General features: G+C 70.9%; 14 protein-coding genes. 3 read left to right on the forward strand and 11 right to left on the reverse strand.

The window, feature by feature from the left end:
* Positions 1–110 precede the first annotated feature (110 nt).
* Positions 111–2,162, reverse strand: coding sequence for an APC family permease (locus ACWDX6_RS11590; protein WP_451484739.1), 2,052 nt, complete (start codon positions 2,160–2,162; stop codon positions 111–113).
* A gap of 236 nt (positions 2,163–2,398) precedes the next feature.
* Here ACWDX6_RS11590 and ACWDX6_RS11595 point away from each other — a divergent pair, with 236 nt between their 5' ends.
* Together ACWDX6_RS11595 and ACWDX6_RS11600 are read left to right on the forward strand one after the other, a co-directional pair.
* Positions 2,399–3,067 carry a potassium channel family protein gene (locus ACWDX6_RS11595; protein ID WP_365713899.1) on the forward strand — a complete coding sequence of 223 codons (669 nt, stop codon included), beginning with the start codon at positions 2,399–2,401 and terminating at the stop codon, positions 3,065–3,067.
* Positions 3,067–3,747 carry a potassium channel family protein gene (locus tag ACWDX6_RS11600; RefSeq protein WP_451484740.1) on the forward strand — a complete coding sequence of 227 codons (681 nt, stop codon included), beginning with the start codon at positions 3,067–3,069 and terminating at the stop codon, positions 3,745–3,747. The genes ACWDX6_RS11595 and ACWDX6_RS11600 overlap by 1 nt, the downstream gene beginning before the upstream one ends.
* 193 nt (positions 3,748–3,940) lie before the next feature.
* Here ACWDX6_RS11600 and ACWDX6_RS11605 read toward each other — a convergent pair whose 3' ends face one another.
* From ACWDX6_RS11605 to ACWDX6_RS11635, 7 genes are all read right to left on the reverse strand, one after another.
* Positions 3,941–4,675, reverse strand: a complete 735-nt coding sequence (locus ACWDX6_RS11605) for a DUF3159 domain-containing protein (RefSeq protein ID WP_451484741.1) — start codon at positions 4,673–4,675, stop codon at positions 3,941–3,943.
* 3 nt (positions 4,676–4,678) lie between these two features.
* A complete protein-coding gene (locus ACWDX6_RS11610; protein WP_451484742.1) occupies positions 4,679–5,077 on the reverse strand; it encodes an OB-fold nucleic acid binding domain-containing protein in 399 nt (132 codons plus the stop codon).
* Positions 5,078–5,203: 126 nt separating this feature from the next.
* Positions 5,204–5,887 (reverse strand): response regulator, encoded by a 684-nt coding sequence (locus ACWDX6_RS11615; protein ID WP_451484743.1) that lies wholly within the window; start codon positions 5,885–5,887, stop codon positions 5,204–5,206.
* Positions 5,888–6,005: 118 nt separating this feature from the next.
* The gene (locus ACWDX6_RS11620; RefSeq protein WP_451484744.1) at positions 6,006–8,561 is read right to left on the reverse strand and encodes an ATP-binding protein; all 2,556 of its coding nucleotides are present in this window, start codon (positions 8,559–8,561) and stop codon (positions 6,006–6,008) included.
* 148 nt (positions 8,562–8,709) lie between these two features.
* Positions 8,710–9,489, reverse strand: a complete 780-nt coding sequence (locus ACWDX6_RS11625) for a DUF3710 domain-containing protein (RefSeq protein WP_451484745.1) — start codon at positions 9,487–9,489, stop codon at positions 8,710–8,712.
* Between the two features lies 1 nt (position 9,490).
* Positions 9,491–10,003 (reverse strand): dUTP diphosphatase, encoded by a 513-nt coding sequence (gene dut, locus ACWDX6_RS11630; protein ID WP_451484746.1) that lies wholly within the window; start codon positions 10,001–10,003, stop codon positions 9,491–9,493.
* Entirely contained in the window at positions 10,003–10,587 is a 585-nt protein-coding gene (locus ACWDX6_RS11635) for a PaaI family thioesterase (RefSeq protein WP_451484747.1), read from the reverse strand. Before ACWDX6_RS11635 ends, dut begins: the two co-directional genes overlap by 1 nt.
* Before the next feature lie 58 nt (positions 10,588–10,645).
* On the opposite strand from ACWDX6_RS11635, the gene ACWDX6_RS11640 reads away from it, so the two are divergent.
* On the forward strand, positions 10,646–11,167 hold the full coding sequence (locus ACWDX6_RS11640) for a DUF3093 domain-containing protein (protein WP_451484748.1): 522 nt from the start codon (positions 10,646–10,648) through the stop codon (positions 11,165–11,167).
* On the opposite strand, the gene ACWDX6_RS11645 is transcribed toward ACWDX6_RS11640, so the two are convergent.
* The 3 genes from ACWDX6_RS11645 to ACWDX6_RS11655 all read right to left on the reverse strand — a co-directional run bounded on the left by ACWDX6_RS11645 (position 11,164) and on the right by ACWDX6_RS11655 (position 14,094).
* Positions 11,164–12,153, reverse strand: coding sequence for a hypothetical protein (locus tag ACWDX6_RS11645; protein ID WP_451484749.1), 990 nt, complete (start codon positions 12,151–12,153; stop codon positions 11,164–11,166). The genes ACWDX6_RS11640 and ACWDX6_RS11645 overlap by 4 nt on opposite strands.
* A gap of 12 nt (positions 12,154–12,165) precedes the next feature.
* A complete protein-coding gene (locus ACWDX6_RS11650; protein WP_003955561.1) occupies positions 12,166–12,462 on the reverse strand; it encodes a DUF4193 domain-containing protein in 297 nt (98 codons plus the stop codon).
* Between the two features lie 396 nt (positions 12,463–12,858).
* On the reverse strand, positions 12,859–14,094 hold the full coding sequence (locus tag ACWDX6_RS11655; RefSeq protein WP_451484750.1) for a sensor histidine kinase: 1,236 nt from the start codon (positions 14,092–14,094) through the stop codon (positions 12,859–12,861).
* Position 14,095 lies beyond the last annotated feature (1 nt).

Raw genomic sequence — 14,095 nt, forward strand, 5'->3', positions numbered from 1 at the left:
CCTCGTTGTCTTTCACCGCCCTCGCCCTTTGAGGTTTTTGTTGTTTGGGGGTGCGGGGGTCTCGTCGCGTTTTCGGGTGGGGGGGGGCGCGCGCGCGCCCCCCCACCAGTCTACGTGTCCTTGCCGGCCGGTTCCTTCGGCCGTTTCTCGACCGGGCCCCGGCGCACCGAACCCGGCGCGTTCCAGTCCTGCCGCTTGCGCTCCCGCTTCTTGGCGACCTCGGACGACCGCAGCTGGTAGGGGACGGACGTCACCATCACGCCGGGGGTGAAGAGCAGGCGGCCCTTCAGCCGCAGGGCGCTCTGGTTGTGGAGGAAGTGCTCGTACCAGTGGCCGACGACGTACTCGGGGATGTAGACGGAGACGGCGTCCCGCGGGCTCTCCCGGCGGATGTTCTTCACGTACTCGATGACCGGCCGGGTGATCTCCCGGTACGGCGAGTCCAGGATCTTCAGCGGCACGTTGATGCCCCGCCGCTCCCACTCGGCCTTGAGCGCCTTCGTCTCGGCCGGGTCGACGTTGACGCTCAGCGCCTCCAGCTCGTTGGCGTGCAGCAGCTTGGCGTAGGCGAGGGCGCGCAGCGTCGGCTTGTGCAGCTTGGAGACCAGGACGACGGAACGGACCCGCGACGGGCGTACGTACTCGTCGGGACGCTCCTCGGCGGCCGCGATCTCCTCCGCCACGGAGTCGTAGTGCCTGCGGATCGCGGTCATCGTGCCGTAGAAGATCACCATGCCGAGCAGCGCGACCCAGGCGCCGTGGGTGAACTTGGTGGCGAGGACGACGACGAGGACGAGGCCGGTGAAGAAGGCGCCGAAGGCGTTGATCGCGCGGGAGCGGATCATGCGGCGGCGCTGGACCGGGTCCCTCTCCGTCCTCAGGTGCCGGTTCCAGTGCCGGACCATGCCGATCTGGCTGAGGGTGAAGGAGACGAAGACGCCGACGATGTACAGCTGGATCAGCTTCGTCGAGTCGGCTCCGTAGACCCACACCAGCAGCGCGGCGGCGCCGGCGAGGAGCACGATGCCGTTGGAGAAGGCGAGCCGGTCGCCGCGGGTGTGCAGCTGCCGCGGCAGGTACCGGTCCTGGGCGAGGATCGAGCCGAGGAGCGGGAACCCGTTGTACGCGGTGTTGGCGGCCAGGAAGAGGACGAGCGCCGTGGCCGCGGCGAGGACCACGAAGAAGAAGGTGCCGTCGCCGAAGACGGCGGCCGCGACCTGCGAGATCACCGGGTCCTGGACGTAGTCCTCGCCGACCGGGACGCCGTTGCGCAGCAGGTCGATGGCGGGGTGCTCGGCCATCCGTACGTTGGTGGCCATCGCCAGGAAGATGATGCCGCAGAACATGGTGACGGCCAGGCCGCCCATCAGGGCGAGCGTGGTGGCCGCGTTCTTCGACTTCGGCTTGCGGAAGGCGGGGACGCCGTTGGAGATCGCCTCGACACCGGTGAGCGCGGCGCAGCCGGAGGAGAAGGCGCGCAGCAGGAGGAAGAGCAGGGCGAAGCCGGCCAGACCCTCCTGCTCGGGCTTGATCTCGAAGTCGGCCGTGGGGGCCCTCATGGTCTCGTCGAGGACGATGCCCTGGTACGCGCCCCAGGCGATCATGATGAAGACGCCGGCGACGAAGACGTACGTCGGGATGGCGAAGAGGCTGCCGGACTCCTTCACGCCGCGCAGGTTCATCAGGGTCAGCAGCACGATGACGCCGACCGCGCAGGCGACCTTGTGCTCGACGACGAACGGGATGGCCGAGCCGAGGTTCTCGATGCCGGAGGAGATGGAGACGGCGACGGTCAGGACGTAGTCGACGAGCAGGGCGCTGGCGACGGTCAGTCCGGCCTTCGGGCCGAGGTTGGTGTTGGCGACCTCGTAGTCACCGCCGCCGCTGGGGTAGGCGTGCACGTTCTGCCGGTAGGAGGCGACGACCGTGAACATCAGGACCACGACGGCCAGCGCGATCCACGGACTGAAGTGGTACGCCGACAGGCCCGCGATCGACAGGACGAGCAGCACCTCACCCGGTGCGTACGCCACCGAGGACAGCGGGTCGGAGGCGAAGACGGGGAGTGCGATGCGCTTCGGAAGGAGGGTTTCCCCGAGCCTGTCGCTGCGCAGGGCCCGCCCGATCAGGATCCGTTTGGGCACGTCGGTCAGTTTGGACACGCAGAGGATCGTAAGCGTTCGAAAAGCGCCACGCCCACCTGGCACCCCACGATCCGCACGGAATCTCCGTGGGTACCACCTCGGATGCGGTCCTGGCCATGGTTGACGCATAAGCTCGGACCGGGCAGCACGGCAGGGCGCTGTCCGCCCCAACCCGGGCAAGTCGGGTGAGGAAAGTTGTGAGCAGGGTGTTTTCGCAGGTCGGCAAGGCGATCAGGAGTGCGGGGTAAGGGGACGTGCACATCGTCATCATGGGCTGCGGGCGAGTGGGAGCCGCTCTCGCGCAGACCCTGGAGCAGCAGGGGCACACCGTCGCCGTCGTGGACCAGGACCCGACGGCTTTCCGTCGTCTCGGCTCCGGTTTCGGCGGGCGCCGGGTGACCGGCGTCGGCTTCGACCAGGACACGCTGCGCGAGGCGGGGATCGAGGAGGCGGGTGCCTTCGCCGCGGTGAGCAGCGGCGACAACTCCAACATCATCGCGGCGCGGGTGGCGCGCGAGATGTTCGGCATCGAGAACGTGGCGGCACGGATCTACGACCCCCGCCGCGCCGAGGTCTACCAGCGGCTCGGCATCCCGACCGTCGCGACCGTCCGCTGGACCGCCGACCAGATGCTGCGGCGGCTGCTCCCCTCCGGCGCGGAGCCGCTGTGGACGGACCCGAGCGGCGGCGTGCAGCTCGCCGAGGTGCACACCTCCCCGGCCTGGATCGGCCACAAGGTCAGCAGGCTGCAGGACGAGACGGGCGTGCGCGTGGCGTTCCTCACGCGGCTGGGCGAGGCGGTCATCCCGTCCTCGCAGACGGTGCTGCAGGAGGGCGACCTCGTGCACGTGATGATGCGTACGGACGAGATCGCGAAGGTCGAGGCGGCCTTCGCCGAGGGGCCTGAGGAGGGCGGTCACTGATGCGTGTCGCTATTGCGGGCGCGGGTGCGGTGGGCCGGTCCATCGCGGGCGAGCTCCTGGAGAACGGCCACGAGGTACTGCTCATCGACAAGGCGCCGACCGCCATCTCGGTGGAGCGGGTGCCGCAGGCGGAGTGGCTGCTCGCCGACGCCTGTGAGATCACGTCGCTGGACGAGGCGGCGCTGCAGCGCTGCAACGTGGTGATCGCGGCGACCGGTGACGACAAGGTGAACCTGGTCGTGTCGCTGCTCGCGAAGACCGAGTACGGCGTGCCGCGCGTGGTCGCCCGGGTGAACAACCCGAAGAACGAGTGGCTCTTCAACGAGTCGTGGGGCGTGGACGTCGCCGTGTCGACGCCGCGTCTGATGTCGGCCCTGGTGGAGGAGGCGGTGAGCGTCGGCGACCTGGTGCGGCTGCTGCGCTTCAGCCACGGCGACGCCAACCTCGTGGAGCTGACCCTGCCGCCGGAGTCGGCGATCTCGGGGACGCCGGTGGGCGATGTGGCCTGGCCGCAGGACACCTCCCTGGTGACGATCATCCGCGGCTCGCGGGTGCTCACCCCGAGCGCGGAGGAGACCCTGGAGGCGGGCGACGAGCTCCTCTTCGTGGCCGCCCAGGCGCGCGAGGAGCAGCTGGAGGATCTGCTGTCGGTCCGCCGCGACGAGCCTGCCACGGGCTGACGACGGCCACGCCGGTGAGGCCGGCGCGGAAGCGGTAGGTCCGGTACGCCGGTACGGCCTCGGTCGCGTACGTACGGAGAAGGGCCCGGGACCTCGACAGGTCCCGGGCCCTTCCGCGTACGTACGAGCGGTGCGGACCGCACCGGCCCGGCGAACGACGCGTGCGTGCGACCCGCGTGTGCGTGCCGAGCGGCTACGCCTCCGGGCGCTGCGCCGCTGCCGCCTTGCGGGCCCTCTCGGCCTCCTCCTCCGCCTCCATCTCGGCGAAGACATCGATCGGCGGCGGGGCCTTGGACAGGAAGACCCAGGTCAGGTACACCGCGAGCAGGAAGGGTGGGATCTTCAGCGCGACCAGAACCCAGCCGAACTGCGTCGTGTCCGCCCACCAGTACAGCGGGAAGAGGATCGCGCACTTGCCGAGCAGGATCAGGCCCCACGCCCAGCTCGCCTTGGCGTACGCCTTCTTGCGGCCGGGGTTACGGGTCCGCCAGGAGAGGTTCTCCTTGAACACCGGGCCCAGGATCAGGCCGATCAGCGGCACGCCGGCGAGGGTGGTGATGATGTACGCGAGGGCGAGGCCGAGGGTGTACAGCATGCCCGGGAGGTAGAAGTCCTTGGCGTTGCCGGTCATCATCGCGAAGACCACGCCGAAGGCCACGCCGAAGACGCCGCTGAAGGCGTGCTTGACGGTGTCCCGGCGGATCAGCCGGACGGCGACCAGGACCAGGGAGACCGCGAGCGCGGCGATCGCGGAGAGGTGGAGGTCCTTGTTGATCGTGAAGATCGTGACGAAGAGCAGTCCCGGCACGACCGTCTCGACCATGCCCCGAACGCCGCCGAACGCCTCGAAGAGCGCCGCCTCGGTGACCTCCTTCGGGGCCTGGGCCTGGGGTTCCTGATCCTTCGTCGGCTTGTCGAGGGACGTCACCGGCTACTCCTGTCCGAGCGGTCGGAGCTCGTATTTGGGGTTGAAGAGGACCCGCCGGCCGTGGCTCATGGAGACCCGTCCGGAGGCGATCAGCTTGCGGCCCGGCTCGATGCCCACGATGGACCGCCGGCCCAGCCACACCACGTCCAGCGGGGCGGTGCCGTCGAACAGCTCGGCCTCGAGGGCCGGCACACCGGCCCGCGGGCGCAGGGTGACCGTGCGCAACGTACCAGTCACCTTGACTATCTGGCGGTCGGAGCAGTCGCAGATACGCGTGCACCCCGAGGCCTCGGCGTCCTCCTGGAGCTCGACGGACTCCAGCTCCTCCTGCGAGGTGGACAGCCGGTCGAGCATCCGGCGGAAGCGCCCGGCCGGCTTCCCTGTACGCGGTGCAGCACTCATACCGAAAGCCTACCGGCCCCCACCGACGGCCGAACCGCCCCGGACGGAGCCCGGGAAGCGTCCGGCCCGGTCACGGGACCCGGGGGCGGATCCGCGACCGGGCCGCTGCACGTGCCCGTGGTCGGATCAGTGCTCGAAGCGGTAGCCCATGCCCGGCTCCGTGACGAAGTGCCGCGGGTGCGAGGGGTCGGCCTCCAGCTTGCGCCGCAGCTGCGCCATGTAGACCCGCAGATAGTTCGTCTCGGTGCCGTACGACGGGCCCCACACCTCCTGGAGGAGCTGCTTCTGGCTGACCAGGCGCCCGCTGTTGCGGACGAGCACTTCGAGGAGGTGCCACTCGGTGGGCGTGAGGCGGACGTCCTTCCCGCCCCGGTGCACCTTCTTGGCGGCGAGGTCGACCGTGAAGGTCTCGGTCTCGACGACCACGACCCCGCCGTCGCCGCCGACCGGCTCGGCCCTGCGGACGGCGGCACGCAACCGGGCCAGGAGCTCGTCCATGCCGAAGGGCTTGGTGACGTAGTCGTCGGCGCCCGCGTCCAGCGCCTCGACCTTCTCGTCCGAGGTCTGCCGCGCCGAGAGCACCAGGATCGGCACCCGCGTCCAGCCGCGCAGCCCCCTGATGACCTCGACGCCGTCGATGTCCGGCAGCCCGAGGTCGAGGACGACCACGTCGGGATGGCGCTCGGCGGCGAGCCGGAGGGCGGTGGCGCCGTCGGCCGCCGCGTCCACCTCGTACTTCCGCGCCTTGAGGTTGATCACCAGCGCGCGGACGATCTGCGGCTCGTCGTCGACGACGAGAACCCGGGTCATCGAAGGCATCCTTCTCTCTGCGTGTGTCTCTGGAGGTCTCTCGGCGTGTGTCTCTGGGGTCTCTCTGCGTGTCTCCGGGGGTCTCTCCGGCCGTCGTCCGGACGGGAGAGGGCTTCCGTCAGGAGACGACCCGCGCCGGCGGGCCGGCGGTGGGCGGGGGCGGCGGAAGCCGCTCCGTCACGGCCTTGAGGGTGAGCGTCATGGTGAGCCCGCCGCCGGGCGTGTCCTCGGCGGTGAGGGTGCCGCCCATGGCCTCGACGAAGCCCCGGGCGACGGCGAGCCCGAGGCCGACACCGGAGCCGCGCGGGGCGTCGCCGAAGCGCTGGAACGGCTCGAAGATGCCGTCCTTGCTCTCGTCGGGCACCCCTGGGCCTCGGTCGACGACCCGCAGCTCCACCCGGTCGCCCAGCGCGCTGCCGGCGGCGGTGACCGGCACGCCGGGCGGGCTGTACTTGACCGCGTTCTCGACGATGTTGGCGACGGCGCGTTCCAGGAGCCCCTTGTCGACCTCGACCATCGGCAGGGTCTCGGGAATGTCCAGCCCGACGCTGCCGTCGGGGACGCCGCCGAGCGCCATGGGGACGACCTCGTCCAGGTCGACGGCGCGGAGCAGCGGGGTGACGGTGCCGGTCTGGAGCCGGGACATGTCGAGGAGGTTCCCGACGAGGTGGTCGAGGCGGTCGGAGCCCTCCTCGATGCCGGCGAGGAGTTCCGCCCGGTCCTCCTCGGACCATTCGACGTCGTCGGAGCGGAGTGAGGAGACGGCTGCCTTGATGGCGGCGAGCGGGGTGCGCAGATCGTGGCTGACCGCGGCGAGCAGGGAGGTGCGGATCTTGTTGCCCTCGGCCAGTCTGCGGGCCTCCTCGGCCTCCCCGACGAGCCGCTGCCGGTCCAGCACCACCGCGGCCTGCGCGGCGAACGCGCCGAGTACGCGCCGGTCCTCGGCGGGCAGGGCGCGTCCGATCAGGGCGAGCGCGAGGTGTTCGCCGACGGGCATGTCCACGTCCGCGTCCTCGGGGCGGGCGGCGGGACCCGTGCCGACGCTCGCCGCGCGCCGCCAGGGCCCGATGTCGCTCTCCCGTTCCAGGAGGGCCACCGAGTCCATGGAGAAGGTCTCCCTGACGCGTTCGAGCAGGGCGTCCAGACCCGACTCCCCGCGCAGCACGCCGCCGGCGAGATAGGACAGCACCTCGGACTCGGCGCGCAGCCGTGCGGCCTGGTGGGTGCGGCGGGCCGCGAGGTCGACCACCGACGCCACCGACATGCCGACGCCGAAGAAGACCGCGATCGCGACGATGTTCTTGGGGTCGGCGACGGTGAGGTGGTAAAGGGGCGACGTGAAGAACCAGTTGAGGAGGAAGGAGCCGAAGGTGGCGGAGGCGAGTGCCGGGAACACCCCGCCGAGCAGGGCGGAGGCGACCGTGAGCGCCAGGAACAGCAGCATGTCGTTGGCCAGACCGAGGTCGGCGTCGGCATGGGTGAGGAGCAGGGCCAGCAGCGCGGGACCGCCGACGCCGACGAGCCAGCCCCAGATGATCCGGGAGCGGCCGAGGCGGGCGCCGCGGGCGACGGGGAGACCGCGTCCCTTGGCGGCCTCTTCGTGGGTGACGATGTGGACGTCGAGGTCCGGGCCCGACTCGCGGGCGACGGTCTGGCCGACGCCGGGGCCGAACACGTACTGCCAGGTCTTGCGGCGGCTGGAGCCCAGGACGATCTGGGTGGCGTTGACGCCCCGCGCGAACTCCAGCAGTCCGGAGGGGATGTCGTCGCCTATGACGTGGTGGAACGTTCCGCCGAGGTCTTCGACCAGGGTCCGCTGGAGCGCCAGCTCCTCGGGGGAGGCTGCCGTGAGCCCGTCGCTGCGGGCGATGTAGACGGCGAGCACCTCGCCGCCCGCGCCCTTCTCCGCCAGCCGGGTGGCGCGCCGGATGAGGGTGCGTCCCTCGGGGCCGCCGGTGAGGCCGACGACGATCCGTTCGCGGGCCTGCCAGGTGGAGCGGATGTTGTGCTCGCCCCGGTAGTGCCGGAGGTACTCGTCGACCCGGTCGGCGGTCCACAGCAGCGCCAGTTCCCGCAGCGCGGTCAGGTTGCCGGGCCGGAAGTAGTGGGACAGGGAGGCGTCGATCCGGTCCGGTTTGTAGATGTTGCCGTGGGCCATCCTGCGGCGCAGCGCCTCGGGCGACATGTCGACCAGCTCGATCTGATCGGCGCGGCGGACGACCTCGTCGGGGACGGTCTCGCGCTGCCGCACCCCGGTGATCGTCTCGACGACGTCCCCGAGCGACTCCAGGTGCTGGATGTTGACGGTCGATATGACGTCGATCCCGGCGGCGAGCAGCTCTTCGACGTCCTGCCGGCGCTTGCCGTTGCGGGAGCCGGGGACGTTCGTGTGCGCGAGCTCGTCGACGAGGGCGACGGCGGGCCGCCTGGCGAGGACGGCGTCCACGTCCATCTCGGTGAAGACGGCGTCCCGGTGGACGAGGGAGCGGCGCGGGACCTGCTCCAGGCCGTGCAGCATCGCCTCCGTACGAGGACGGTCGTGGTGCTCGACGAAGGCGACGACGCAGTCGGTACCGCGTTCGACGCGGCGGTGCGCCTCGGAGAGCATGGCGTACGTCTTGCCGACGCCGGGAGCCGCACCGAGGTAGATCCGTAGCTTGCCGCGTCCACCCATGGCTCGACCTTACGTCCAGCGAAACGGACGTTCTGTACGGGTGACACCGCCCTGGGACCGTATTGACGGCATTCTGACGCACCGACGGCCGGTGGGCCGTGTCCCCGTACCTGGTGTACGGGACACGGCCCACCGGCCCTGCCGTGATTCAGCGGACCTCGGTGATCTCCGGTCCGCGCTGGAGCTGGCCCATGCCGCCGGAGAAGCGCGAGCCCTCCTGGTCCTCCTGCTGGATGCCCTCGGGCACCATCTGGGCGTCGTTCGGCAGCTTGAGGACGATGGGGTCGCGCGGAGCCATCGGCCCGTCGCCCCGGACGACCACGGTGTCCCGGAAGATCTGCTCCAGGAGACCGGCCGCCTCGGGCTGCACCGCGCCCTGCCCGGAGATCACTCCGCGCAGGAACCAGCGGGGCCCGTCGACGCCCACGAAGCGCACCAGCTGCACGCCTCCGGTGCCGTCCGGCAGCTGCACCGGGACCTGCGCCCGCAGCTCCCAGCCGAGGGGGCCCTCGACCTCGTCGATGACACCGCCCTGCTGGGTGATGCCGGAGGCGATCTCCTCGCGGACCTCGCCCCAGATGCCTTCCTTCTTCGGCGCCGCGAACGCCTGCAGCTGCACGGCGCTGTCCCGCAGGACGACGGTGGCCGCGACGATCGCGTCGCCCGCCACCTCCACGCGCAGCTCCATGCCTTCGACGCCGGGCACGAAGATGCCGCCCAGGTCCACCCGGCCGTCCTCGGGGCGGGAGACCTCGGAGATGTCCCACGGCCCGTCGGGGCGGGGCGCGGGCGGAAGATTCACCCGACGCGGCCGGCCCGCCGCGTCCTCGCCGTCACGGGGTTCGACCTCGTCGACGACCTGCTCGGCCTCGCCCGCTGCGTCCGCCACGCCGTCAGCGGAACCACTCTTCTTGCGACGTCCGAACACGTCACTGTCCTTCCCGGTCGGATACGACCGAAGCGTATCGATTCCCACCCGTTGTGCCGTCCACGGCGGCGTGACCGCCGGTGGAACCGAAGCCCCCCTCGGCCCGCGCGGAGCCGGGAAGCTCCGCCACCTCGTGGAAGCGCACCTTCTCGACCTGCTGGACGACAAGTTGGGCAATCCGGTCGAACCGCTCGAACCGCACGCTCTCGCGGGGGTCCAGATTGACCACGATCACCTTGATCTCTCCACGGTACCCGGCATCCACCGTCCCCGGGGCATTCACCAGCGCGATACCCAGCCGGGCGGCCAGACCGGAGCGGGGGTGCACGAAGGCGGCGTAGCCGTCGGGCAGGGCGATGGAGATACCGGTGGGGAGCACGATCCGCTCGCCGGGCGCCAGGACGGCCGCCTCGGTGGTCACCAGATCGACCCCCGCGTCACCGGGGTGGCCGTAGGTCGGAATGGGTACGTCCGGATCCACGCGCCGGATGAGTACGTCGACAGGGTTGCGCATCAGGGGTTCACCTCGAAGGCGCGGGCGCGCCGGACCTGGTCGGGGTCGGACATGGCCGCCTGGATCTCCTCCGGCCGGCCGTTGTCGATGAAGTGGTCGACCTTGACCTCGATGAAGAGGGCGTCGGCGCGGACGGCGACGGGGCCCTCGGGCCCGCCGATCCGGCCGGTCGCGGTCGAGTAGATCTTGCGCCCGTGCACGGCGGTGACCTCGGCCTGGAGGTGCAGCACCGTGCCGACGGGGACGGGCCGCGCGAAGTCGGTCTCCAGGCGGCCGGTGACGGCGATGACCCGCAGCAGCCAGTTGAGGGAGCCGAGGGTCTCGTCGAGCGCGGTGGCGAGGACGCCGCCGTGCGCGAGGCCGGGGGCGCCCTGGTGGTCGGGGGTCACGGTGAACTCGGCGGTGACGGTCACGCCCTCGCCGGCCCGTGCCTCCAGGTGCAGACCGTGGGGCTGTCCGCCGCCGCACCCGAAGCAGTGCTCGTAGTGCGCGCCGAGCAGCTCGCCGGGGGCCGGCGCGTCGGGGTGGCGTACCGGCGGTATGGCGTCGGCCGGCGGGGTGAGGGCGGCAGATGTTGCAGTCACAGCCGCAGACCTTACCCGCGCGGGTAGGGGCGGGTCGCGCCGTGCCAAGCTTGGAGGCATGCAGCCTTCCGTACCGTCCTCCGCGCCGCGTTTCGACGAGCGTCTGACCGCTCCCCGCTCCTGGTGGGTGATCGCGGCCCTGCTGGGCCTCTCCGGCGGTCTGGTCATGTTTCCGCTGGGCACGGTCCCGACGCTGTGCGGAGTGATCGGGGCGGGCGCGCTGGCCGCCGTCGCCGTCTCCTCCTACGGCTCCGCCCGCATCCGGGTCGTCGCCGGTTCCCTGGTCGCGGGCGACGCGCGGATCCCGGTGTCGGCGCTGGGGACGCCGGAGGCGCTCGACGCGGAGGAGGCGCGCGCGTGGCGCACGTTCAAGGCCGATCCGCGCGCCTTCATGCTGCTGCGCAGCTACGTCCCGGGGGCGGTCCGGGTCGAGGTCACCGACCCGGCGGACCCGACGCCGTACGTCTATCTGTCCAGCCGTGACCCGCAAGGTCTGGTGGCGGCCCTGGAGGCCGCGAGGGCGCACAGCGAGGACTCCGAGGCGCGGGACGCGCCGGCGCCGGGCGGCACCTCGGCCTAGAAGCCGATCTCCTTGGGGTTGTCGGGCTGTTCCAGCGGGGGCAGTCCCTCCAGGGCGTCCCAGGGGACCTGGCGTCGCCGCAGGTCCTCGCGGACGTGTTCGGCGAGCTTCTTGGTGTCGCGTCGGTTCATCACCGCGCCGACGGCGGCGCCGACCATGAACGGCATCAGGTTGGGCAGATTGCGCACCATGCGCTTCATGATCCGCTGGCGCAGTTCGCGCTTGAGCTGGCCCCCGAGCGCGGCGTTGAGGGTGGTCGGCTTGGTGGGGTCGATGCCCCGCTCCTCCGTCCAGGAGGTCAGATAGGCCGTCGAACGCTGGGTGAGCGTGCCGGGCGGCCGCAGGCCGTACACCTCGTGCAGTTCCGCGATGAGCTTCAGCTCGATCGCCGCGACCCCGGTGATCTCGGCGGCCAGTTCGGCCGGCATGGCGGGGGGCACGGGGAGCATCGCGGCGGCGCCGACGCCCGCGCCGACGGTCGAGCTCGCGTTGGCCGCGCCCGCGACGAGTCTGTCGGCGATCTGTTCGGGGCCGAGGCCCGGGAATTGGCGGCGCAGAGTCGCCAGGTCCCGTACCGGAACGCGCGGGGCGAGCTCGATGACCCGGTCGGCGAGGTAGCCGATCCCGGCCTTGGCGCTCCGGCCGCCACGCTTCACGCCGCGTTTGACGGCGTCGATCCGCGCGCGGTCGAGTTTCATACGGTCGAGCTGGACGCGCGCCGGGTTGGCCACGCGCTTGACGGCGTCGAGGCGCCCGTGGCGCGCCTCCTGCCGCTCCGTCGGTGCCGACCGCGAGGTCGGGGCAGCTTCGAGCGAGGCCGAGGGGCCTCGCCCGTCGTCACGCGCGCCGAAGGAGGGCAGGTGGGCGGTGTGCTCGGCGTCGGGGGCCTGCTGGGCACCCTCTGCCGGGCCGGGGCCGCCCTGATCGGCCTCCGGCTTCCCATGAAGCCGGAAGCGTCGCTTCCGGGACGGTGTGTCGCCTGCCACGGCCGTCCGATCTCAGTCGCAGTCGCGACAGATCGGCTGACCGTTCTTCTCCCGAGCCAGCTGGCTGCGGTGGTGCACGAGGAAGCAGCTCATGCAGGTGAACTCGTCGGCCTGCTTGGGCAGGACCCGGACGGCGAGCTCCTCGTTCGAGAGGTCCGCGCCGGGCAGTTCCAGGCCCTCTGCGGCCTCGAACTCGTCGACGTCGACCGTCGAGGTCGACTTGTCGTTCCGGCGGGCCTTCAGTTCCTCAAGGCTGTCCGAGTCGACGTCGTCGTCGGTCTTGCGTGGGGTGTCGTAATCCGTTGCCATGTCGCTCTCCCCCTCTGGGTGGTTGCGGTGTCTCCAGCGCACGTAACGCGTGAGAGGCCGGGCTTGTGCCCGACCCGAGGCGGAGATTTTGCCTCACATCAAGGTCTGTTACTCAATCGACACCCAGCCCGCCCTCTCACGAGTGATCGGCTTTGGGTGGCGAACGGGACCGTACACGGTCCCTCGGCCGTCCTTCACGGGCGCCACCCCGTGTACTTCCCGTCATCAAGGCCCCCGGAAACCCGGACTTTTCCTGGTTTTCCGATGGAATTCCCGATCACGGAGAGTAGAGAGGCCTGTGTGGTTTCCTGTGATCGATCACACAGGGGCGTCTCAGGAACGGACCCCGGAAATTCCGCGCAAAGCGAACGGAACCCGGCGGGTACTCGAAGTGTGTCAGATCGGGAGAGTGACACGCATCACGAGACCACCGCCCTCCCGGGGCTCCGCGATGATACGCCCGCCGTGGGCGCGCGCCACCGAGCGGGCGATCGACAGGCCGAGCCCGACCCCCTTGTCGCTCCCGGTGCGTTCCTGCCGCAGCCGTCTGAACGGCTCGAAGAGGTTGTCGATCTCGTACGCCGGGACCACGGGTCCCGTGTTCGAGACCACCAGGACCGCCTGGCCGTGCTCGGTCTCGGTGGTCACCTCCACCCAGCCTCCCTCCGGGAGGTTGTACCGCACGGCGTTCTGGACCAGGTTCAGGGCGATCCGCTCCAGCAGGACGCCGTTGCCCTGGACGACGGCCGGCGCACGCTCCCCGCGGATCTCCACGCCCTTGGCCTCGGCCTCCGCGTGCACCTGGTCGATGGCGCGCGACGCGACCTCGGCGAGGTCGACGGGCTTGCGCTCGACGATCTGGTTGTCGCTGCGGGCGAGCAGCAGCAGGCCCTCGACCAGCTGCTCGCTGCGCTCGTTGGTGGCGAGCAGGGTCTTGCCGAGCTGCTGGAGCTCCACCGGGGCTCCGGGATCCGAGAGGTGGACCTCCAGGAGGGTGCGGTTGATCGCCAGCGGGGTGCGCAGTTCGTGCGAGGCGTTGGCGACGAACCGCTGCTGTGCGGTGAAGGCGCGCTCCAGCCGTTCCAGCATCTCGTCGAAGGTGTCCGCCAGCTCCTTCAGCTCGTCGTCGGGGCCGTCCAGCTCGATCCGCCGGGCGAGGTCGGATCCGGCCACCTGGCGGGCGGTCCGGGTGATCCGGCCGAGCGGGGAGAGGACCCGGCCCGCCATGGCGTAGCCGAAGGCGAAGGCGATGATGCTCAGGCCGAGCAGAGCGAACAGGGAGCGGCGCAGGAGGTCGTCCAGAGCCAGGTCCCGCTGGTGCTTCATACAGGCCGTGACGGCCTGGTTGAACTGGTCGCCCGTGCCCGCCTCCGGCAGGTCGCACCACGAGGTGGTGGGCAGCACGTCGCCCTTGACGATCTTGAAGGGCAGTTCGGAGGCGCTGAGGCTCAGGGCCTGGGTGGTGAAGAGGTAGATGATCGACAGCAGCAGGATGCCGGCGATCAGGAACATCCCGCCGTAGAGCAGCGTGAGCCGTATCCGGATGGTCGGTCGCAGCAGGGGTCTGACGGGGTCGCGGGGGTCCCAGGTCGGTTTCGGAGGCGTCTGCAGGGGCGCCGGAGTCGCGGCCACC

The sequence above is a fragment of the Streptomyces sp. NPDC003027 genome, assembly GCF_053591435.1.